The 21,344-nt window shown below is 44.8% G+C and carries 19 protein-coding genes; 10 read left to right on the top strand and 9 right to left on the bottom strand.

Going from position 1 to position 21,344, the window contains the following annotated elements:
• Window positions 1-12 precede the first annotated feature (12 nt).
• The gene (locus tag C3B73_RS13030) at window positions 13-381 is read right to left on the bottom strand and encodes a four helix bundle protein (protein ID WP_103666044.1); all 369 of its coding nucleotides are present in this window, start codon (window positions 379-381) and stop codon (window positions 13-15) included.
• A gap of 72 nt (window positions 382-453) precedes the next feature.
• On the bottom strand, window positions 454-1,023 hold the full coding sequence (gene frr / locus C3B73_RS13025; RefSeq protein ID WP_103666043.1) for a ribosome recycling factor: 570 nt from the start codon (window positions 1,021-1,023) through the stop codon (window positions 454-456).
• Window positions 1,024-1,326: 303 nt separating this feature from the next.
• Between frr and sucB the strand changes: the two genes are divergently transcribed.
• The 7 genes from sucB (at window position 1,327) to C3B73_RS12990 (ending at window position 11,073) form a co-directional block, all read left to right on the top strand.
• Window positions 1,327-3,081: a 2-oxoglutarate dehydrogenase, E2 component, dihydrolipoamide succinyltransferase gene (gene sucB, locus C3B73_RS13020; protein ID WP_103666042.1), complete on the top strand. Its 1,755-nt coding sequence runs from the start codon at window positions 1,327-1,329 to the stop codon at window positions 3,079-3,081.
• A 155-nt stretch (window positions 3,082-3,236) separates the two neighbouring features.
• Window positions 3,237-4,088 carry a pantoate--beta-alanine ligase gene (panC, locus tag C3B73_RS13015; RefSeq protein WP_103666041.1) on the top strand — a complete coding sequence of 284 codons (852 nt, stop codon included), beginning with the start codon at window positions 3,237-3,239 and terminating at the stop codon, window positions 4,086-4,088.
• 9 nt (window positions 4,089-4,097) lie between these two features.
• Window positions 4,098-4,523: an aspartate 1-decarboxylase gene (panD, locus tag C3B73_RS13010; RefSeq protein WP_103666040.1), complete on the top strand. Its 426-nt coding sequence runs from the start codon at window positions 4,098-4,100 to the stop codon at window positions 4,521-4,523.
• Window positions 4,524-4,573: 50 nt separating this feature from the next.
• Window positions 4,574-6,796 (top strand): APC family permease, encoded by a 2,223-nt coding sequence (locus tag C3B73_RS13005; RefSeq protein WP_103666039.1) that lies wholly within the window; start codon window positions 4,574-4,576, stop codon window positions 6,794-6,796.
• 164 nt (window positions 6,797-6,960) lie between these two features.
• Complete coding sequence (locus C3B73_RS13000) at window positions 6,961-8,220, top strand: efflux RND transporter periplasmic adaptor subunit (protein ID WP_103666038.1); 1,260 nt, start codon at window positions 6,961-6,963, stop codon at window positions 8,218-8,220.
• A gap of 8 nt (window positions 8,221-8,228) precedes the next feature.
• Window positions 8,229-9,599, top strand: coding sequence for an ABC transporter permease (locus C3B73_RS12995; RefSeq protein ID WP_103666037.1), 1,371 nt, complete (start codon window positions 8,229-8,231; stop codon window positions 9,597-9,599).
• On the top strand, window positions 9,592-11,073 hold the full coding sequence (locus tag C3B73_RS12990) for a TolC family protein (protein ID WP_103666036.1): 1,482 nt from the start codon (window positions 9,592-9,594) through the stop codon (window positions 11,071-11,073). The genes C3B73_RS12995 and C3B73_RS12990 overlap by 8 nt, the downstream gene beginning before the upstream one ends.
• Before the next feature lie 34 nt (window positions 11,074-11,107).
• Here C3B73_RS12990 and C3B73_RS12985 read toward each other — a convergent pair whose 3' ends face one another.
• The 6 genes from C3B73_RS12985 to C3B73_RS12960 all read right to left on the bottom strand — a co-directional run bounded on the left by C3B73_RS12985 (window position 11,108) and on the right by C3B73_RS12960 (window position 16,980).
• Window positions 11,108-12,484, bottom strand: a complete 1,377-nt coding sequence (locus C3B73_RS12985) for a dipeptidase (RefSeq protein ID WP_103666035.1) — start codon at window positions 12,482-12,484, stop codon at window positions 11,108-11,110.
• An 85-nt stretch (window positions 12,485-12,569) separates the two neighbouring features.
• The gene (locus C3B73_RS12980; protein ID WP_103666034.1) at window positions 12,570-13,331 is read right to left on the bottom strand and encodes a hypothetical protein; all 762 of its coding nucleotides are present in this window, start codon (window positions 13,329-13,331) and stop codon (window positions 12,570-12,572) included.
• A complete protein-coding gene (locus C3B73_RS12975) occupies window positions 13,328-15,076 on the bottom strand; it encodes a BatD family protein (RefSeq protein WP_103666033.1) in 1,749 nt (582 codons plus the stop codon). The genes C3B73_RS12980 and C3B73_RS12975 overlap by 4 nt, the downstream gene beginning before the upstream one ends.
• The gene (locus C3B73_RS13950; RefSeq protein WP_157939512.1) at window positions 15,060-15,572 is read right to left on the bottom strand and encodes a hypothetical protein; all 513 of its coding nucleotides are present in this window, start codon (window positions 15,570-15,572) and stop codon (window positions 15,060-15,062) included. Before C3B73_RS13950 ends, C3B73_RS12975 begins: the two co-directional genes overlap by 17 nt.
• 3 nt (window positions 15,573-15,575) lie before the next feature.
• On the bottom strand, window positions 15,576-16,220 hold the full coding sequence (locus tag C3B73_RS12965; protein ID WP_103666031.1) for a tetratricopeptide repeat protein: 645 nt from the start codon (window positions 16,218-16,220) through the stop codon (window positions 15,576-15,578).
• A gap of 4 nt (window positions 16,221-16,224) precedes the next feature.
• A complete protein-coding gene (locus tag C3B73_RS12960) occupies window positions 16,225-16,980 on the bottom strand; it encodes a YebC/PmpR family DNA-binding transcriptional regulator (RefSeq protein ID WP_103666030.1) in 756 nt (251 codons plus the stop codon).
• 210 nt (window positions 16,981-17,190) lie between these two features.
• Here C3B73_RS12960 and bshA point away from each other — a divergent pair, with 210 nt between their 5' ends.
• Complete coding sequence (gene bshA / locus C3B73_RS12955; RefSeq protein WP_103666029.1) at window positions 17,191-18,333, top strand: N-acetyl-alpha-D-glucosaminyl L-malate synthase BshA; 1,143 nt, start codon at window positions 17,191-17,193, stop codon at window positions 18,331-18,333.
• A gap of 98 nt (window positions 18,334-18,431) precedes the next feature.
• On the opposite strand, the gene sucC is transcribed toward bshA, so the two are convergent.
• Window positions 18,432-19,637 carry an ADP-forming succinate--CoA ligase subunit beta gene (gene sucC / locus C3B73_RS12950; protein WP_103666028.1) on the bottom strand — a complete coding sequence of 402 codons (1,206 nt, stop codon included), beginning with the start codon at window positions 19,635-19,637 and terminating at the stop codon, window positions 18,432-18,434.
• 211 nt (window positions 19,638-19,848) lie between these two features.
• Between sucC and pyrR the strand changes: the two genes are divergently transcribed.
• Both pyrR and C3B73_RS12940 read left to right on the top strand, forming a co-directional pair.
• A complete protein-coding gene (gene pyrR / locus C3B73_RS12945; RefSeq protein ID WP_269801012.1) occupies window positions 19,849-20,400 on the top strand; it encodes a bifunctional pyr operon transcriptional regulator/uracil phosphoribosyltransferase PyrR in 552 nt (183 codons plus the stop codon).
• Entirely contained in the window at window positions 20,393-21,343 is a 951-nt protein-coding gene (locus tag C3B73_RS12940) for an aspartate carbamoyltransferase catalytic subunit (RefSeq protein WP_103666027.1), read from the top strand. The genes pyrR and C3B73_RS12940 overlap by 8 nt, the downstream gene beginning before the upstream one ends.
• Window position 21,344: the final 1 nt, after the last annotated feature.

Here is a 21,344-nt window from a genome sequence, read left to right as displayed (position 1 = left end):
ACACGTTACGGGTTAATCCGTTTTCCAATTCTGTTCTACGTATTTTATAAAACTATTAATTTTCCGGCCTAATGTGTCGTATTGATTAAGTAGATCGGTCAGTGGTTCTTCTGCAAAGTGTATGTCGCTGATCATGTTTAACTGTGATATGGTTTCGTCACAGGAAGAATGAGCAAAAATCAGGAATCGTACAAATTCGTCTTTATAACGCCTTCTTCCAAATCCTTCGGCAATCGTATCTTTAATCCTTTTGGAAGAACGGCGAACCTGGCTTCCTTGCTCATACAATTCATATTTCGGAAGTGCCATTGTTAGGTCGTGAACCTCAAGAGCCAAATGATATGCCATCTGATAAATTTCTAAATCCCGATAACTTTTCATATAAATTAAACTGGCAACTATTGTTTGTATCCACGAACAACACGCAACCTGAATCACGAAATCCGAAACCCGTTAAACAGTCATAATTTCTTTTTCTTTTTTCTCGAGCATTTCTTCCACTTTGGCGATGTAGGAATCGGTCAGTTTTTGGATCTCATCCTCGGCCTCATATTTGGAATCTTCAGAAAGTGATTCGCTCTCTACTGTTTTTTTCACAGAATCGTTGGCATTGCGACGGGAGTTACGAATACTGATCCGGGCCTGTTCGGCTATATCTTTCGAATGCTTGACCAGTTCCCGGCGCCGTTCCTCGGTAAGTACAGGAAGCGGGATCAAAATCCGGTCACCATCGTTACTTGGGTTTAAGCCAAGTCCGGCCGACATGATCGCTTTTTCTATATCCTCCATCCCTGAACGATCGTAAGGCTGAACCACCAGTAATCTCGGTTCGGGAGCACTTACGTTAGCCAGCTGTTGAAGGGGCGTTTTAGAGCCATAATATTCAACTTTGATACCTTCAAGGAGGGCGGGGTTAGCTTTACCCGCTCGAACATGTGAGAGTTCTTTTTTGAAAAAAGCAGTAGCTTCTTCCATGTGCATTTCAGCTTCGTCAATAATTTCTTGTAATTCTTCCGATATCATAATGCCAGGGCTGTATTAAATGATGTTTGACTAAAACACGAAGTTAATAAAATCAGAAGTGAGGACAAACCCTGAAGAAAGCTCAAATTGGACGATATCGAATTCAGTGAACGAAATTAAATTCGGTCTGAGTTTTATAAGCTCTGTGAAATGAAGACCGAAAAGGCAAAAGATTGAAAAAAGCGCTTTTCTGCTTTTTTAAAGTACGATACTAATTTTGAACTAATTGGAATAATCCTGAACTTTAGGGTCCGTAAAAAATTCCTTTAAACAGCCGTACAGGCAGCAAAACAAAACAATTTTATGGCGAAGGTAGAAGTGGTAATGCCCCAGATGGGTGAATCAGTAATGGAAGGCACCGTAATAGAGTGGACCAAGCAGGTTGGAGACACTGTAGAAGTGGATGAGACTCTGCTGGAGGTTGCCACTGATAAAGTGGATACCGAAGTGCCATCACCGGAAGCCGGTGTATTGGTTGAGATACTGGCTGAAGAGGGTGACGTTATTGAAGTTGGCAAGGCCATTGCTATCATAGAGACCGATGCTGATGCTGCCGGTGATGTATCATCAGGTGGGTCATCTGAAGAAGCATCTCTTGAAGAAAGTGACGCACAACAGGAAGAGCCTGCCGAACAGGAAGCAGCTCCTGCTGCATCCGGCGGTGATGAAGGTGAGCGCATTGAAGTGCAAATGCCACAAATGGGCGAGTCGGTTGTTGAAGCCACGGTTATTGGCTGGAATAAGCAAGTGGGTGATCAGGTGGAAGAAGATGAAACTCTACTGGAGATCTCCACAGATAAAGTTGACAGTGAAGTACCCTCTCCCGCATCAGGAACGCTAGTTGAGATCCTGGCAGAAGAAAATGACACCATCGAAGTTGGCCAAACCATAGCTGTGATTGCCACAGGTGAAGGTGCCGCTGTTTCATCAGGAAGTGCCCCGGCTCCAAAGAAAGAGCAAACACAAGAAACTTCGTCGGCTGGAACTCAAAGTCAGGCTGCATCAGCGTCATCAAATGGAACAACCGGTGGTTCTGAACCACAGCGTATGGGAAGTGATGGAAGATTTTATTCCCCGCTGGTTCGTTCAATTGCCAAAGAAGAAGGCATCAGTCAGGAAGAGCTCGAAAGCATTGAAGGATCAGGTCAGAACGGCCGGGTCTCTAAACAAGATATTCTCTCCTATGTAGAAGACAAGAAAGCCGGTAAGATTTCTGCTCCTGCACCACAGAAGCAAGCGGCTTCATCCGGTGGTGGACTTAGCAAGCCAAGTTCAGGTTCCAAGTCATCCGGCGATTCAATTTCGGCCGGGCAGCTTGATGTTAAACATTCTCCATCCGGTGATGTGGAAGTGATCAAAATGGATCGCATGCGTAAGATGATCGCTGAGCATATGGTTAAATCCAAGCAGACCTCAGCACATGTTACCACCTTTGCAGAAGTGGATGTGACCAACATGGTGAGATGGAGAAATGCGAACAAGAAGGAATTTCAGGAAAAAACGGGAACACGTTTGACCTTTACGCCTTTGTTTGTGGAAGCCATTATCAAGGCAATGCTGGAATTCCCGCTCATCAACAGTTCTGTTGTTGGGGATGAGATCCACGTTAAGAAGGATATCAATTTTGGCCTGGCCGTTGCTCTTGGTGAAGGCGGCGAAGGTGGCTTGATCGTTCCGGTTATAAAGAAAGCTCAGGAGAAAAACCTGGTTGGACTTGCAAATTCCGTGAATGTAGTTGCTAATAAAGCAAGAAGTAAGCAATTGAGTCCTGACGACCTGGTGGGTGGTACCATTACACTGACCAACTACGGTAGTGTAGGAAACCTGATGGGAACACCGATCATCAATCAGCCACAGGTTGCCATTATCGGTACCGGTGCCATTGAAAAACGCCCGGTTGTAATGGAAACAGAAGCCGGCGATGTGATCGCGATCCGTCAAATGATGTTCTTATCCATGAGTTATGACCACCGTATCATCGATGGTGCTCACGGTGGAGCATTCCTCAACCGGATCAAAGAGATCCTGGAAGACTTTGATATGGATCGCTCAGTGTGATCTGATCAGGAACCAAATTTGAAAAAGCGCTCTGAGAGGAGCGCTTTTTTGGTTTATGGAGGAAGCGCCCGGTTGTAAACTGTTTACTTCAGCCAATAAATGCTTACTTTTAGTGCCCTTAAACAAAAGTCGCCGTTTAAACTCAATTTCCATTTATGAAACAGTGCAAAACCATTGAAGAGATTCGAAAAGAGGTTAGCCAGTTTAAAAGAGAAGGTAAGACCATCGCGTTCGTTCCAACCATGGGGGCTTTGCACGAAGGACATTTGTCTTTGATCAAATTAGCCGGTTCTAAGGCGGATGAAGTTGTGGTATCTATCTATGTAAATCCTGAGCAATTTGGGCCAAATGAGGATTTTGAGGATTATCCCCGGCAACTGGAAGATGATATTCAGGCTTGCAAAGATGCGGGTTGTACCATTGTATTTACCCCGGATGACGAGATCATGTATGGTTCCGGAAAGAAATACTTATCTGTACAGGTTAAGGAACTAAACACTCATATGGATGGTGGAAGTCGTCCCGGGTTCTTTGAGGGTATTGTATTGGTGGTCAATAAACTATTCAATATTGTTGAGCCGGATTTTGCTGTTTTTGGGCAAAAGGATATCCAACAGGTACAGATCATCAGGCAGATGGTCAAAGAGTTCAATCATAATGTAGAGATCGTTATGGCTCCCATCAAAAGGGCCGAAGACGGACTGGCTTTAAGCAGCAGGAATGCCTACCTCTCTCAGGAAGAAAGACGGGTCGCTCCATACCTTTACTCGGCACTAAAAAGGGTTGAAGAGAAGGTGAATCAGGGACTGATGGAGCCTGAAGACATGTTAGAATTGCAAAGAGAGGAACTTAAAGCGAAAGGCTTTAAAAATGATTATCTTTCTGTGTTCTCCTTTGATACCATGAGTCCGGTCAACAAGCTGGAAAAGGGAGAGAGATATATTTTGGCAGGCGCAGCTTATTTAGGAAAAACGCGCCTTATCGATAACCTAATTTTAGACCTCTGATATAGTATAATGAAGATCACGATGTTCAAATCTAAACTGCACCAAATGGCAGTTACGGAAGCAAACCTGATGTATGAAGGAAGTATTACCATTGATCAGGACCTGCTGGATGCAGCCAACCTGCTGCCTTACGAAAAAGTGCAGGTGTTGAATATTACCAACGGTTCCCGTCTTGAAACGTATACCATACCCGGAGAACGTGGAAGCCGTGTTTGTTGCCTGAATGGTGCTGCAGCACGCATGACCCAGGTGGGTGATCGTATCATTGTGATCAGTTATGCAGAAATGACGCCTGAAGAAGCCAAAGAACATAAGCCAAAAGTGGTTATTGTTGATGAGAATAATGATCCAAAAGATATCCTTGAGAATACAACGCACGGTAAAACTTACGACCTAGAAACAGGTTTGGTTGACAATACTTTAGTAGAAAAATAGATATAGCAGTTCAATAGGGTTTACTTTGTGCAATTTCAGGAAGTCTGGGAATGAATAATAGAATAAAGAAGCTATTCCCAGACAAAGAAGAGGTTCTAAAATCATCTGAAACCGGCTTGGGTACATTTGGGGGTGTATTTACACCATCTATCCTCACCATTTTAGGTGTTATCATGTACCTGAGGTTTGGGTGGGTGGTAGGAAACGTTGGTCTGATCGGTACCCTCCTGATCGTGACCATTTCAACAGCGATCACGTTTTTGACAGCTCTTTCCATTGCTTCGATCGCAACCGACCAGCGCGTACGTACAGGCGGGGCTTACTACATGATAAGCAGGTCGCTTGGTATAGAATCCGGCGGTGCTATCGGAATCCCGCTGTACCTGGCGCAGGCCCTCTCGATCGCCTTATACACCATAGGTTTTTCAGAAAGTGTTGTTGGTGTTTTTCCGGAATTGAACATTACTACAGTCGGATTAGTGACAACCGTAGGTGTGGCCGGTTTAGCTCTGGTATCGGCAAAAGCGGCTATCAGGGCCCAATATTTTATCATGTTTGGGATCGTGCTTTCACTGCTGTCCTTATTTTTTGGCAGCCCAGTCGAGCAATCGAATATTGAATTATGGGGAGCTTCCCCGGAGAATTCTGCGGGATTCTGGGTGGTATTCGCCGTTTTCTTTCCGGCGGTAACCGGTATAATGGCCGGGGTTAACATGTCAGGGGATCTAAAAGATCCTAAAAGATCGATTCCAAAGGGTACGTTCTATGCTATTGGAGTAGGCTATCTGATCTATATGACGCTTCCGATCATTCTTGCTAACAGAGCAGATGCTATGACACTGATCGAGGATCCGCTGATCATGAGAAAGATTTCATATTGGGGGGATGCGATCCTGATCGGTGTTTGGGGAGCCACGCTTTCAAGTGCCGTGGGAAGTATACTGGGAGCCCCCAGGGTGCTTCAGGCCCTGGCCAGGGATAAGGTTCTGCCCCGTTGGCTAAGCTGGTTGGGCAAGGGAGAAGGAGCCGAAGATACTCCACGACTTGGGACTATAGTCACCTTGGTCATTGCACTTACAGCCGTATATTTTGGCAACCTGAATTTAATAGCTCCCATCCTCACTATGTTCTTTTTAACGACATATGGCATGCTCAATATTACAGCCGGGATAGAGCGATTACTAAAAAGCCCCTCCTTCCGACCTGAGTTCAAGGTGCATTGGGCCTTTTCCATTTTAGGTGCACTTGGGTGTATCTCCGTGATGTTTTTGATAAATGCGGTGGCGACCAGCGTTGCCTTTATTTTTGTGATCCTGATCTATATATGGCTGGAACGAAGAGAGTTACAGTCAGCCTGGGGTGATGTGAGAAGAGGGATCTGGATGGCCATAACCCGGATGGGGCTGTTTCACCTGGGGGTGAATGAAGAGGCGAAAACCTGGCGGCCAAATCCATTGGTATTATCCGGTGCTCCAACAAAAAGATGGCACCTAATTGACTTTGGTCTTGCCCTTACCCACAATCGGGGACTGATGACTGTTGCCACTGTACTGACCAGTAAAAACTTTACCACAACGCAGATCACGAAAATGGAAGGAAATATTCGGGAATTCCTATCAAAACGAAGCGTTCAGGCATTGGTTCGTGTAACCACTGCCAATGATGCTTTCGAAGGTTCTGAACAGTTAGTCAGGTCCTATGGTCTTGGTGCATTGGTTCCCAATACTATCATTTTAGGGGATAGTGAGAACGAGGAGCTAAGAGAAAGGTATTGTAAAATGATCTCAGACTTCTATGACATGAACAGAAACGTGATAGTTGTGCACGATGACAAAGACAATGGGTTCGGCGATAAAGAGATCATTGACGTTTGGTGGGGTGGCTTGAAGGGAAATGGAGGGCTCATGATGATGGTTGCCTATTTACTTGCCAGTAGCCGTTCGTGGTGGAATGCTAAGATCAGGCTGAAAATGGTTGTAGACTCTGAGAATGCCGCAGAAGATGCCAAACAAAATCTTGTTGAGCTGATCGAGAAGGCAAGAACCGGCGCCATCCCGGAAATCATTGTATCAAATGGCAGAAGCTTTAAATCTATTATCCACGAGTCCTCTCAGGATGCGGATCTTGTGCTTATGGGGATGGCTAAACCAGATGATCATTTCGCGTCTCACTACACAGAGGTTCAGGAATGGTTACATGATATGCCAACCACTTTGATGATACTTGCGGCAGAGGAGATCTCTTTTGGGGATGTACTTATGCAAAATGAGTAGATCCCTATTTTGCATTTTTTAATAAACCGGGGTAAAAGTTTTTCGTGAACAAAGTATCTAACCGGTGAATTAGATTTACACGAAATTGTAAAACTAAATTTATAGTATATTGAGAGGTCCGGGAATACATTACCTTCCTTTCTTTTTAAATTAGACTTTCAGATATGAAGAAAAAATATTGGATACCTATAAGTGCTGTTGCACTGTTATTATTGAGTTGGATGCTGCTTGGTGGCGAAGGCGAAGACTCGGTGGTGTTGACCACAACACCAAAATCAGGGGAATTCGTGGTTGATGTGACCACAACCGGAGAACTGAGAGCCAAAAACTCAGTTGAGATCCGTGGTCCCCAGGGCGGGCGAGATGTTCGTTTATTTAACCTGACCATCCAAAGGCTTATTCCGGAAGGAACCATTGTGGAAAAGGGAGATTTTGTAGCTGAACTGGACCGTTCGGAAATAACGGGCAGATTACAGGACGCCATGCTTGAACTTCAACAGGCGCAGTCACAGGTAACACAGGTATCTTTAGATAGCACTCTGACTTTATCTCAGGCCAGGGATAACCTCATCAATCTGGAATATGCTCTTGAAGAAAGACAAATTGCCCTTGATCAGTCCAAGTATGAATCTCCTGCCGTACAGCGTCAGGCTGAAATTGACCTGGACAAGGCACACAGGCAATTAGAGCAGGAAAAAAAGAATTATGTGACCAAGGTCAAACAGGCCGAAGCACAGATGAGCGAAGTGGAGGCAGACCTACAGGAAGAGCAAAATGAAGTGAATAAAATACGAGAGTTGATGACTGAATTTACCGTGCAGGCTCCGGCCAATGGTATGATCATCTATCGTAGAACCGGTAACGGTTCAAAAATATCTGAAGGCAGTGAGATCAGTGCCTGGAATCCTACCGTGGCAGAACTGCCGGATTTCTCAGTAATGGAATCGGTGACCTATGTTAATGAAGTGGATGTCCAAAAAGTACAAACCGGACAGAATGTGATCGTTGGGCTGGATGCCATTCAGAATAAGACCCTGACGGGAAATGTGACGAGTGTAGCAAATATTGGTGAACAACGATCAGGTTCCAACTCTAAAGTATATGAAGTAGTGGTTGAGATCAGTGAAACTGACTCGACTCTGAGGCCGGCCATGACCACAAGCAACCGTATCATTGTAGATCGAATGAATGATGCCATGTTCGTGCCTTTAGAGACCATTCATGTTCAGGATTCTACCAGCTTCGTCTTTAAGCAATCAGGGTTATCTGCGGTTATGCAGGAAGTGGACCTTGGTCTTATGAATGAAAATGAAGTGGTGGTACACCGTGGTTTAAATCTGGATGACATTATCTACCTATCGGTTCCGGAAGACACCTCCGGAATAGACAAACTATATCTGGAAGAAGCGATCACTTCAAACTAAGGCTCATTTTGCTACAGAAAATTTTATACAACTTTGATATTGCCCTTGAGGCAATTCAGCGTAACAAGCTAAGGGCATTCCTCACCTCTTTGGGGATCATTTTTGGAGTGTCGTCTGTGATCGCAATGCTGGCTATCGGTAACGGAGCCCAGCAAGAGGTGTTGACCCAAATGCAGTTGCTTGGAACCAACAATGTGATCGTTCAGCCGGTTGTGGAACAAAGGCAAGGGTCCGTTAATGAGGGTGAGGAACAGCAACAATCAACAAAGTTCTCTCCGGGGTTGACCATGGAGGATCTTAACACGATCAGAGAGTTAGTTCCTGAGGTAGAAAAACTGAGTCCCGAGATCGTTTACGAAACCAATTTTATTCGTGAAGCCAGAATGCGAACGGGTAAACTGGTTGGTGTAAATACAGATTATTTTGATATCAGTAACTTTGAGGTTATTGAGGGCAGTAATTTCAGTGAAGTACAGATAAACGAAGCTGACCCGGTCTGTGTGATCGGTTATGATGTTAAAACCCGCTTTTTTGCCGGAGAGGATCCGATCGGTAAAAAGATCAAAGTGGGGCATTTGTGGCTGACAGTTGTGGGTGTTTTAGAAAAAAAGGAAGTCTCCACAGAAAATATTGAGAATCTGGGGATCAGGAATTTTAATCTGGACATATATGCACCAGTTTCAACAGTATTGCTGAGATTTAAAAACAGAGCGGTTGTAACCTCGAATGATCTGCAGCAGGGTGGTGGCTCAACAGTGGTAATGGGGGGCGGAATGATGATCTTTTCAAGTGGAGGTAGTTCATCCGGTGATGCAGGTGATGGAAATTATAATCAACTTGACCGGCTCATCGTCAAGGTGACGGATACCAAATACAGCGGTACCATAGCTGAGATCCTGTCGCGTATGTTGAAAAGGCGACATAATAATGTGGTCGATTTCGAGATCATTGTACCGGAACAATTACTGCAGCAGGAGCAGCAGACCAAACGTATTTTCAACATCGTACTTTCTACCATTGCATCCATTTCCCTGATCGTTGGCGGTATCGGTATCATGAATATCATGCTGGCGTCTGTGGTAGAGCGATTCCGTGAGATCGGTGTGAGAATGGCCGTTGGAGCCCAGAAAAAAGATATAGAACTGCAATTTTTAACGGAAGCACTCACGATCAGTATCACCGGTGGTTTTCTCGGAATCGTATTAGGGTTGGCTTTCAGTTATGTGATCGAGGTAACAGCCGACATTGCCACTATCGTAACACCAATTTCAATATTCATATCATTCGGAGTAGCTGTTTTGATCGGTGTGGTATTTGGTTACTACCCTGCAAAACGAGCTGCAAAACATGATCCTGTACACGCATTACGCCATGAATAAATCATTTTTAGTATATCTGACGTTAATTCTATCCGTACTGTTTTATACGGAAAGTCAGGCACAAGATCAGCCACAAAGATCTCTGACACTTGAAGAAAGTATTGAAATAGCTAAGGAATCGAGTCCTTTAGCAAGAGCAGCTAATTTTGAGCTGATCTCAGCCAAATGGCGGTACCGGTCATTTAGGGCAGACCTGTTGCCAAGCCTGAACCTGGGTGGTGATGCCCCAAACTACAACAAGTCCATATTTTCGAATGTGCAGGATGATGGTACAGTTACGTTCTCATCCCGTACACAATCAGAGGCGTCTGTTGATCTGAGTATCGAGCAAAGCATTATGCCAACCGGAGGTAATCTGTCGCTTTCAAGTGGGATTACAAGGCTGGGGATTTTTGAAGGTGAGAATACTTACTTATGGCAAAGTACTCCCCTGGTGGCCACGTACCGTCAGCCGTTGTTCCAGTTTAACAGTTTAAAGTGGAGGCACCGAACAGAACCGCTTAGATATCAGATCGCACAAAAGCAGTATGTTGAAGATATGGAAGACCTTGCCTTCAGCACTACTCAAAGCTTTTTTGATTTTCTGCTGGCAAAGATCAATGTAGAAGTGGCAGAATTTAACGTCACGGTAAACGACTCGATCTATAATATTTCACAGGGACGTTATCAGGTAGGGAGTATTGCTGAGAATGATCTGCTTCAAAGTGAATTGCAGCTAAGAAATGCTGAAACCTCACTGACCACAGCCACATTAAACTTCCAGCGGGCTGAAGAAAACTTCAAGGCTTTATTGGGAATTCCGGATGATGTGGTCATTGAAGTCATAGCCCCTGAAGAAGCTCCTGAATTGAATATTGATGTAGATAAAGCTCTTGAGCTGGCACAAGAAAATAACAGTACCTCCCTGGAATTTCAGCTGAGTGAGATACAGGCAAATCAGGCTTATGATCAGGCCAAAAAAGCGGCAGGCTTCTCGGCAACCATACAGGCAAGCTATGGTTTGAACCAAACTTCAGAAGATTTTGACCGGCTATATGAGGATCCCCAAAACAGGCAGTTCTTTTCAGTGGGATTTCAGATCCCCATATTTAACTGGGGGAAAAATACGGCAGAAATTCAGGCCGCAAGAAACCAACAGGCTGCTACGGCGAATACGATCACTTATCAAAAACTGCAATTTGACCTGAATGTAAGAAGTACGGTTCGTGAATTTTCGCAACTTCAAAGTCAGGTAGAGCTGGCTCAAAAATCGGATGAGATCGCTGAACGCCGATATGATGTGGCCAAAAATCGTTACCTGATCGGTAAGATCGATGTCACCAACCTGTTCATTGCTCAAAACGAAAAAGACAGTGCCCGGCGCAGTTACATTCAGGCTCTTCGAAATTACTGGACAGGTTACTACAACCTCCGGCGCCTGACCTTATACGATTTTGAAACCGGTTCGCCCATCGTTATCGAGCAGGAGATCTAAGAGAGTGTAGTAGAACTTGCCTAAATCGCTGATCTTATTTGTCAGCGAATTCCGGTAAGATCTCGAGGAACCTGGCTGAGGTCTTAATGCCTCTGTGGAAATCCTTGAGTGCGAATTTTTCGTTTGGTGAATGGATAGCATCACTGGTGAGGCCAAAGCCCATTAAAATGGATTCAACACCAAGTACCCGTTTAAAATCGGATACGATAGGAATGGAGCCACCCTCACGTGAAAACAAGACTTCCTCGTGGTAGATATCTTCAAATGCCTGTGCACCGGCTTTCAGTCCATAGAAATCAAGATCAGTAACGGATGGATGTCCACCATGATGTTCTGATACTTTCACTTTTACAGTATCAGGTGCCAGTGACTGAAAGTATTCAGTGAACAATTGAGCGATCTCTTTTGGATCCTGATCCGGAACCAATCTCATACTGATCTTGGCATTGGCTTTGGAAGGCAGTACCGTTTTGGCTCCTTCCTTAGTGTAACCACCCCAGATACCGTTTACATCCAGTGTTGGGCGGGCAGAAGCGCGTTCCAGGGTGCTGTATCCTTTTTCACCGTGAACCGCATCAATATCCAGTGATTCTTTGTAAGCTTTTTCATCAAAAGGGAGCTGTTTGTATGCATCACGGTCGGCTTTGGTCAGTGATTTAACCTTGTCGTAAAATTTCGGTATCTGTATTACGCCATCTTCATCTTTCAGCTTGGCGATCATTTCACATAACACGTTCACCGGGTTTTCAACCGCTCCGCCATACACACCTGAATGCAGGTCGCGATTTGGTCCAACCACTTCCACTTCCATGTAGGCGAGTCCTCTCAGGCCATAGGTTATGGAAGGCTGATCTTCCGCAAACATGGCGGTATCAGAGATCAGGACCATGTCGCACGCGAGCATGTCTTTGTGTTCCTCAATGAATGGGATCAGGTTAGGTGAACCGATCTCTTCTTCACCCTCTAAAATGAATTTTACATTGACCGGTAATTCGGTTCCGGTTTTTCTGAAAGACTCAACCGCTTTGATGTGTGTATAAGACTGACCTTTGTCATCACTTGAGCCGCGAGCATAAATGTTTCCTTCTCGAACGGTGGGCTCAAAAGGAGGAGTATTCCAGAGCTCATCAGGGTCAGATGGCTGAACGTCATAGTGACCGTAGATCAAAACCGTGGGTTTGTCATCATGTGGACAATATTCAGCATACACAATAGGATTGCCGGGTGTCTCAAATTTTTTAACGGTATCTAACTCAAGATCCTCCAGCTGATTGATCAGAAAGTGAGCAGCTTTTTCGACCTCACCCTTCTTATCAGAATCGGTGCTGACACTTGGGATGCGCAACAGTTCAAATAATTCAGTTAAAAAACGATCTATGTGCTGGTCAATATAGTCTTGAGTTTTACTCATGGTCTTAATACCTGTTAATGAATTTTTTTAGCTTATTTATCTGAAAATAAAGAATAATCGGGAGTAGTTCTTTTTTATCAAAGGCCTAAAGTGTTTTGATTCCAGCGGGTTTTGTCCACCCATATTGGCCGTTGCCCAACCTGACATACACCCATTCCTCAGCCTGCTCACTTTCCCATTGATCAACGGTTAGATCATAGCCCTCATAAGCAATACTTACCAAGGCACTGTTTTCATCAGGGGACTCCAGAACCCGTTGCGAACTCGAGATCAAAACAGCTTCATCGTATCGTTGGTTGACGTAATCTGCATAAAAAGCTAAAAGCGCCAGGGATGAACCGATGATGATAAGAGTAAGCTGAGTGGAGAAGGTTTTACTGAGTGGCACCTTGTCTAACCACCCAAGATATAAGAGTGATAAACCGGACAGTGTCAGTAAAAAGCCTATCAAAAATAATCCAAAGGCTGAAAGTTGATTATTGATCCAATCTATGGCTCGATCCCAGGGCAGTTTTGGTAGAATAGCAGATTGCCGGCTGAACTGTGAGTTCACATACTCTAATGCCTCAGTTGCTTGTTGTTGGGTAGTTGAATACTCTTTGGCTTTTAAAAAATAAAACTTAGACAGCCCCAGCGAATCCAGTTGCATGGCGGTTATGCCCATATTCAGATAAAGCGCTCCTGATACAGACCCACTGCTTTCAACATTTCTGTAGGCACTCATGGCCTCCATAGGTGAACCGTTTTCAAGCAATGTATTTGCCTGATCAAAGCTGCCTTGTTGTGCCCACACGTTTTGGCTTAAAATCAGTATTCCGATGCTTACAATCAGGGATCTGATATTCATGAAAGCTTACCTATTTTTTTAATGATCTCGCGAGTTATTTCTATGTCTGCTGTCAAAGATTCTTGCGTGGCATTTGGGGCATAGGCAATGGTTTTGCATTTATTCAGAATCTTTCGCAGCCGGTCGTTCAATTCCCTGTCATTAAACTTCTCAACAGCTTCCATCAGTTGATCGTGTGATAAACCGGCCGGGGGCAGGTTCAGTTTATCGGTAATAAACTGGGTGAGTGCCTTGTCGATCAAATGATAGCCGGCTTTGATATCATTCGTTTGGTCGGCTTCTTCCAGAGTGCTATTCGCTTTGTCAGTCGCTCGCCTTGATCTTGAAAAGGCAGAATCAGTTTGCATTCTGTCATGGTATTTCTTGAATCCATAAGCACCTGCGGTTAGCAAGATCGGGAAAATGATCATCATCCAAACAAGAACCCGCTCATGAAGTGGTTTTACTTCCGGTTTACTCCAGCTGGCTAATCCGGTAATTGGTTTTACGTTGAACCGAAGATCTTTTTCGGTGAGAAGAGGTGCATCAGGATCGCGTTCTGCCCGAAAAGTCAGTTCCGGGAGGGTCACGATCACAAAATCAGATCGCGATGGGTCATAATAAGCCACTTTGGTTGCCGGAATGGTGTAATCCCCTTCATTGCGGGGAATGACAATATCCCTGAAATTACGACTGCCCGTTATCTCCCGGTCGTTGCGCTCTATATTTGAGGACTCTTCAGGATTGTATCGCTCCAGGCTTTCAGGTAGCTCGTAATCAGGCTTATTCACCAATGGAATATTACCTTTTCCGGATACCTGAGTATTGATCTCAATGCTTTCTCCAACCAGGGCACTTGAGGTAGAGATGGTTCGGGTAATTTCAAAGTCACCCACCGCACCGATAAATTCAGCATTATTCAGTTCAGGCAGGCCTTCCACATTCAGTGTTACCGGTGTCGATTGAAGAGTCATACGCTCCTGATTCAATCCAAAGCCAAATGGGTCGGCCGAGCTGCGGCGTGAACGAACTGAAACCGTGATCTCAAATGGACTCAGGGTCAATTCACCTGATTTGGTAGGAAACAGGGCATACTGAATGAGCCGGGCTTTTTGATACCTGACTCCGTTTACAATGGTTGAAGATGTTTGTGCCCGCTGCGGATAATTAAGTTCTTCTTTCCAGAATCCTTCAGCCTTCCAGCCCGGTGTAGGTTGATACGAAGAAACCTCTACCCCGTTTTTGAAATACAGAACGACATCAGCCACAACCTGTTGACCAACCACCGGGTCTTTGGTATCCGGTTCAACCCTGACATAAATATCAGGAGCTCTTTCTGCATCACCCGATTCAAGTGAAGCCGGGTCAAGAACCGTGAAGGGAATAGGGTCTGTCTGGTAGGTTTTATCCTCAACCGTAATGGTGATCGGGGGTAAAGTATAATCCCCCGGCGACTGAGCAATAAGCACGTACCCGTAGGTATACGTCACAGATGGTTTACCGTTAATGATGGTGTATTGCGTACCACGGGAGGTGCTTCCGCGTAACCAGCGAAGGCCGTCGATTTCCGGTAATTCAGGTTGCTGAACAGACCCCATGGCATTGCCGCTGACACTGACTTCCAGCCTGACCTGCTCGCCATTAAAGATATTGGTTTCGGAAAGCTCGGCATCTACCTGAATGTCCTGAGCAACGGTAAGCCCGGAAAAACCGAAAGTTAAAAGCAGTAAGAAAAAGAAGTGTTTCAGTCTACCAATCCTTTTCATGCTTGGCTGATCCTGTAGATTTTTTCTTTTTGAATTCCTTGAGCAGTTCTTTTTCCTTCTGGGCAAGAGCTCTTAAGATCTTTTCAGCCTCTTCTTTGCTGATTTGCTGAGATTCGAGTTCTTCAGGATTCATCTCCTGAGGCTGCTGCTCATTTTGTTGCTCACCTTCACTTTCCTGATTCTCTTGCTGCTCCTGATTTTGCTGATCTTGTTGTTGCTCCTGTTCCTGCTCTTGATCCTGTTGGTTTTGCTGCTGCTGTTCTTGTTGCTGTTGCTGCTGCTGTTTTTCCTGTTCTTCTTTCAGCTTTTCATACAGAGCATTCAGTTTTCGGTCGTTGGGATAGTTCATCAAGCCTTCCTCAACATAATTCAAAGAAGTTTGCAGATCTGCATTGATGAAATACTGGGCCCCGTTATGGAAGTACTGATCAGCGGATTGAGCCAGGACCGGTAAGGATAAAAAGGACAGTAATAATATCAGTGAAAGTCTTTTCATAGGTCAGTTCGAGTTAATTTCTGATACATTTCTGATGCGTTCTATGAAGTCATTAAAAGCCCGAACCGTATCATCGGCTTCGAGAGCTCGTTGCATAAGATTGTAGGCATCCTGATACCGTTGTTCAGCTACCAGTTTTTCAGCCTGTTTCTTCATAGCTTGGGCATACTCACTTGGTTCCGGCGGCGGTTGATTTTCCTGATTCTGCTCTTCATTGCCTTCATCTTCTTCCTCATTCTTGATCTCTTCCAATGCCCTTTCGTAATTGTGTTTGGCGTCAAGGTCAGAAGGGTCCAGTTTCAGGGCATTTTTAAAATGGGTGGCTGCCGGTTTCCATTTTTGATCCTCAGCCAGCAAGGTTCCAATGTTATACTCTGCCATCGATTTATCCTCAGGACTTTCAGCCAGGGAGCGGAACTCCATGAATGAGTCAATGGCTTCTTCAACCTTTCCCTGTTTTGCCTGAGTATTCCCAAGGTTGAAATACAGTTTGAAATTATCAGGGGAAGCCTCGATGGCAGCTTTATAAAGTTCTTCAGCCTGCTCATAATTGCCTTCCTCGAAGGCAGAATTTGCCTGCCGGGCTTCATCGCTGGTGAAAGCTGAGAAGATCAGAAACAGTGCTATGTAAATGAAGTATGGTTTCAATTTATCAGAGATTTTCAGCGATGGCTATGGTTTCATCATCCATCAGCATGTTTGTGAATACGTTATTCACGTCATCATTTTCTTCAAATTTTTCCATCATCTTAAGGTTGGATTCAGCTGTGCTTTCATCCACTTTTGTTTGAGTAACGGCTTCCCGGATCAGGGTTGCAGACTCGATCTTAAAACCGGCTTCTTCAAGTCGGTTCCTTACATCAAATAATTCTTCCCGGCTTGTATAAACCACGAACATCTCATCTTCAGTATCTACGTCTGTTGCACCGGCATCAATTGCCTCGAGCATAAATTCTTCGTCATCGAGTCCGTCTGAGGGTACCTGAATCATGCCTTTTTGCTCAAACATGTATCCAACGGAGCCGGTGGTACCCATATTACCTCCGTGTTTAGTGAAAATATGGCGGATGTCACTAACCGTACGATTATTATTATCTGTGGTTACCTCAATAAAGTAAGCAATACCTCCGGGACCATAGCCTTCAAAGGTGGCTTCTTCATAGGCTGCACCGTCAGAGTCCTCACCGGTACCCCGTTTGATGGCGCGCTCTATGTTATCTTTTGGGACATTATCAGCTTTGGCATTTTCGATGGCCAGCGAGAGGCGGGGGTTTCCGTCAGGATCTCCTCCTCCTTCACGTGCAGCAACGGTAATTTCCTTGATATGCTTGGTGAAGATCTTGGATCGTTTAGCATCTTCCTTAGCTTTTTTGTGGCGAATGTTCGCCCATTTCGAATGTCCTGCCATATTTTGAAGGATAAATTAGTTACATTTTACAAGCCATGTAATATACAAAGAGACTGTGCGGATAAGAAAGTTTATAGCACAATTTTACGTGGCACGTATGGATGTTACAAAAAGTGAAACCAATCTGTTAAACCTTGTGTTGCAATGATTATCGAAACCATACATTGAGTATTTTAGAGTTTGAAGAATATAAATTTCAAAAGAGAATAAATGAATATAGGTATAGCGTGTTACCCCACCTTTGGCGGAAGCGGGGTAGTTGCAACTGAACTGGCGAAGAACCTGGCGAAGAATGGTCATAACATTCATATGATGAGTTACTCCCGGCCGGCCCGCCTCGATACCCTGGAGACCGGTATCACCTATCATGAGGTCTCGATCAACTCCTATCCCCTTTTTGATTATCCGCCTTATGCCCTGGCACTGGCTTCACAAATGGTGAATCTGATCGAATATGAAGACCTCGACCTGTTGCATGTGCATTATGCACTGCCCCATGCAACCAGTGCTTACCTGGCTAAACAGATCATGTGTGAACGCGGGGTAACAGTGCCGATCATCACAACCCTGCATGGAACGGATATCACCCTGGTTGGGCGGGACCCGAGTTACAAACATGTGGTCGAGTTTTCCATTGATAAAAGTGATGGGGTGACCGCAGTGTCAGAATACCTGAAGCGGGAGACCTACGAGAATTTTGAGATCCAGCAGGATATTGAGGTGATCCCGAATTTTATTGATCTAGACCGGTTTCAGAAATCCAATAAGAGCCACTTCAAAAAAGCCATCTGCCCAAATGATGAAAAAGTAGTGGTTCACGTGTCCAATTTCCGCAAAGTAAAACGCGTACCTGAAGTGGTATCTGTGTTTGCTAAGATCCTGGAATCAGGTATTAAGTCTAAGTTGCTGCTTGTGGGTGACGGACCTGATCGGCAAAAGGCCGAACAGCAATGCCGAGACCTGGGGATTTGTGATCACGTTCGGTTTCTGGGTAAACTGGATCAGGTAGAAGAGGTGCTTTCGATCGCCGATCTGTTTTTGATACCTTCGGGTTCAGAGACCTTTGGGTTAGCTGCCCTTGAGGCCATGAGCTGCAGCGTGCCGGTCATCAGTTCAAATATTGGTGGTTTGCCGGAAGTAAATGTACATGGTGAAACAGGATACCTTTGTGACCTGGATGATGTGGAATGTATGGCTAATTACGGAGTGAAGATCCTTAGTGACCCTGAGTTGCACGAGCGCATGTCTCAAAATGCACGCAAACATGCAGCTACATTTAAGCAGGAGGAAGTCGTAAAACAGTATGAGAATTTTTACGAGAAGGTACGTGAGAGGATGGGGTCAAAGGTTTGACGACCTGATCTGATAACGAGAAACATTCAATGAATAAAAAACGCCTGCTCATTTGAACAGGCGTTTTTTGTATAAAAGAGTTTTATGCTATTACTTACTTAGGCAAGTACTTTAGATACTTCTTCAGCAGCTTCCTTAAGCAGAACAGCTGAGATCACATTCAGGTCACTGTTGTCAATGATCTCTTTAGCTTCTTTAGCATTAGTTCCCTGAAGACGTACAATAATAGGTACGTCTTTAACTTTTTCTGCGATCTCAGGATCCTTCACCGCTTCGATCACACCGTTAGCAACACGGTCGCAGCGAACGATACCGCCAAAGATGTTGATCAGGATCGCTTTTACATTCTTGTCTTCCAGAATAATGCGGAATCCGTTTTTCACGGTTTCAACATTGGCTCCACCCCCTACATCCAGGAAGTTAGCCGGTTCACCGCCCGAAAGCTTGATGATATCCATGGTAGCCATTGCAAGTCCGGCACCATTTACCATACAGCCTACATTACCATCCAGTTTGATGTAGTTGAGGTTGTATTTCTGAGCTTCAAGTTCCAATGGGTTTTCTTCAGACTCATCTTTGAGCTCTGCAAGATCTTTGTGACGGTAAAGGGCGTTGTCATCAAAGGTCACTTTTGCATCCAGGGCATAGACCTTGTTGTCTGGTGTTGTGATCAATGGGTTGATCTCAAACATGTTTGAATCGGTTTCCTGATAAGCATTGTAAAGCGCATGAATGATCTTGATGCCATTCTTCAAGGCTTCACCCTCAAGTCCCAACGCAAATGCGATGCGGCGAGCCTGATTTGGCTGAAGGTCCATGCCCGGCTCAACCCATTCCTTAACAATTTTGTCAGGGGTTTCTTCAGCAACTTTTTCGATCTCAACACCACCTTCTGTGGATGCCATGATTACATTTTTCCCAACGGCACGGTCGAGCAGGATACCAAGATAAAATTCAGATTCAATATCCACACCGTCAGTTACGTACAAGCGCTGAACCAACTGTCCTTCTTCTCCGGTTTGAACCGTAACGAGTACATCACCAAGCAGAGATTCAGCGGCCTCTTTAACTTCATCAATGGTTTTGCAGAGGATAACACCTTTGGCGTTATTTTTCTTAGTGCGGCCTTTACCACGCCCACCGGCATGAATCTGAGCTTTCACTACAAATAGAGAGGCACCCTCTTCTTTTAGTTTTTTAGCGGCTTCAACGGTCTCCTCAACGGTAGTTGTAGCAATACCTGCAGGCACGGCTACATTGTATTTCTCAAGAATTTCTTTGGCTTGATACTCGTGAATTTTCATGGATACAATTTTAAGTATTAAAAGCGATTTTTCGGGAGCCAATAATACCGAGATTACAGGCTAAAAGAAAGGAAGTGCATGATTCTTTACATATCACAAAACCCGGCGTAATTCTATGGCCCGAATAAATTAACCGCTGCTGTTTTAGCTTTGGCATTAATTCCTACAAACACTAACTTTATAACCCATCAAAACAAAGAGGTAATCTAGCTTGAAAGAAGCCCGGATCATGACTCCAGAGGAATTAAACCGCACTTATCAGCGGTTCGCTCATCAATTCCTGGAACCCTACAATGATTTTTCCCGACTGGCTGTAATTGGGATGCAAACCCGAGGCGTTTATATGGGGAAGCGCATCATCAAAGAGATCAAAGCACAATTTGACACCGTTATAGATTTTGGAGTGCTTGATGTTACCTTTTACCGCGATGATTACCGGTCAAAACTGAAGATGCCGGAAGTGAAGGTAACGGAAATCCCGTTCGACCTGTTTGACCGCGACGTAGTTTTAGTGGATGATGTGCTTTACACCGGCCGAACGGTTCGCTCCGCAATGGATGCTATCATGGCCTACGGGCGTCCGAGAAGCATTAAATTTTGCTGCATGGTCGACAGGGGGCACCGTGAATTACCGATATCAGCTGATTATATGGGGATCTATCTGCCAACTTATGAGAATGAGGAAGTGCGTGTGAAAGTAAATGAAATTGACGGCGAGGATGCTGTGTATCTGGTAGAAGTGGAGGAGGATAGCGATGAGTAAAGTTCCCGAAGGATATCAGTTCAACCAAAAGCATCTGTTAGGACTCACAGACTATTCGAAAGAAGATATCCTGTTCGTGCTGGATCAGGCAAAATATTTCCGGGAGATCCTTGACCGGACGGTTCCAAAAGTGCCTACACTTCGTGATAAGACCATTGTAAACCTGTTCTATGAAAACAGTACGCGAACGCGACTTTCATTTGAACTGGCTCAGAAGCGCATGGGAGCCGATGTGGTAAATTTTTCCACCGGTTCTTCGAGTACCAAAAAAGGGGAATCGCTGAAGGATACGATCCGAAATATCAGCTCCATGAAAATCGATATGGTTGTGGTTCGGCATGAAAGTCCCGGAGTACCACATTTTCTAACACAATGTGTGGATGCCGCCATCCTGAATGCAGGCGATGGGGCTCATGAGCATCCCACTCAGGCCTTGCTGGATATGTTCACCATGCAAACCTTACACCCCGATCTGACAGGAAAAAAAGTTGCGATCATTGGGGATATCTCTCATAGCCGGGTAGTGCGTTCAAATATCATCGGATTGAAGAAGTTGGGGGCAGAGGTGGTTCTATGTGGCCCTAAAACCCTGATGCCGGTTTATGTGGAAGACATGGGAGTGGAAGTGTCATACGATCTGAATGAGACCCTGGCATGGTGTGATATAGCTATGGCACTTAGGATTCAGCTCGAAAGACAGGAAGGAGCTACGGAGTTGTTTCCATCTCTACGTGAGTATCATGAACGATTCGGGATCAAATATCATCACCTTGAAAAATACCCTGATTTTAAGATCATGCATCCGGGACCTATTAACAGGGGAGTGGAAATGGAAAGTGAGGTAGCTGACAGCGACCGTGCTGTTATCCTGGATCAGGTCACCAATGGAGTGGCTGTAAGAATGGCTATCCTGTATCTGCTTAGTGGCGGAACCAGGGTTTAAG

The organism is Gracilimonas amylolytica, assembly GCF_002911695.1.
GTDB classification, from domain to species: Bacteria; Bacteroidota; Rhodothermia; order Balneolales; family Balneolaceae; genus Gracilimonas; species Gracilimonas amylolytica.
This window is presented reverse-complemented; position numbering and strand designations above follow the sequence as displayed.

Excerpts from the sequence above, each read along its gene's own strand:
- C3B73_RS13030 (WP_103666044.1), bottom strand. The coding sequence starts at position 381 with ATGAAAAGTTATCGGGATTTAGAAATTTATCAGATGGCATATCATTTG.
- frr (WP_103666043.1), bottom strand. The coding sequence starts at position 1,023 with ATGATATCGGAAGAATTACAAGAAATTATTGACGAAGCTGAAATGCAC.
- sucB (WP_103666042.1), top strand. The coding sequence starts at position 1,327 with ATGGCGAAGGTAGAAGTGGTAATGCCCCAGATGGGTGAATCAGTAATG.
- panC (WP_103666041.1), top strand. The coding sequence starts at position 3,237 with ATGAAACAGTGCAAAACCATTGAAGAGATTCGAAAAGAGGTTAGCCAG.
- panD (WP_103666040.1), top strand. The coding sequence starts at position 4,098 with ATGAAGATCACGATGTTCAAATCTAAACTGCACCAAATGGCAGTTACG.
- C3B73_RS13005 (WP_103666039.1), top strand. The coding sequence starts at position 4,574 with ATGAATAATAGAATAAAGAAGCTATTCCCAGACAAAGAAGAGGTTCTA.
- C3B73_RS13000 (WP_103666038.1), top strand. The coding sequence starts at position 6,961 with ATGAAGAAAAAATATTGGATACCTATAAGTGCTGTTGCACTGTTATTA.
- C3B73_RS12990 (WP_103666036.1), top strand. The coding sequence starts at position 9,592 with ATGAATAAATCATTTTTAGTATATCTGACGTTAATTCTATCCGTACTG.
- C3B73_RS12985 (WP_103666035.1), bottom strand. The coding sequence starts at position 12,484 with ATGAGTAAAACTCAAGACTATATTGACCAGCACATAGATCGTTTTTTA.
- C3B73_RS12980 (WP_103666034.1), bottom strand. The coding sequence starts at position 13,331 with ATGAATATCAGATCCCTGATTGTAAGCATCGGAATACTGATTTTAAGC.
- C3B73_RS12975 (WP_103666033.1), bottom strand. The coding sequence starts at position 15,076 with ATGAAAAGGATTGGTAGACTGAAACACTTCTTTTTCTTACTGCTTTTA.
- C3B73_RS13950 (WP_157939512.1), bottom strand. The coding sequence starts at position 15,572 with ATGAAAAGACTTTCACTGATATTATTACTGTCCTTTTTATCCTTACCG.
- C3B73_RS12960 (WP_103666030.1), bottom strand. The coding sequence starts at position 16,980 with ATGGCAGGACATTCGAAATGGGCGAACATTCGCCACAAAAAAGCTAAG.
- bshA (WP_103666029.1), top strand. The coding sequence starts at position 17,191 with ATGAATATAGGTATAGCGTGTTACCCCACCTTTGGCGGAAGCGGGGTA.
- sucC (WP_103666028.1), bottom strand. The coding sequence starts at position 19,637 with ATGAAAATTCACGAGTATCAAGCCAAAGAAATTCTTGAGAAATACAAT.
- C3B73_RS12940 (WP_103666027.1), top strand. The coding sequence starts at position 20,393 with ATGAGTAAAGTTCCCGAAGGATATCAGTTCAACCAAAAGCATCTGTTA.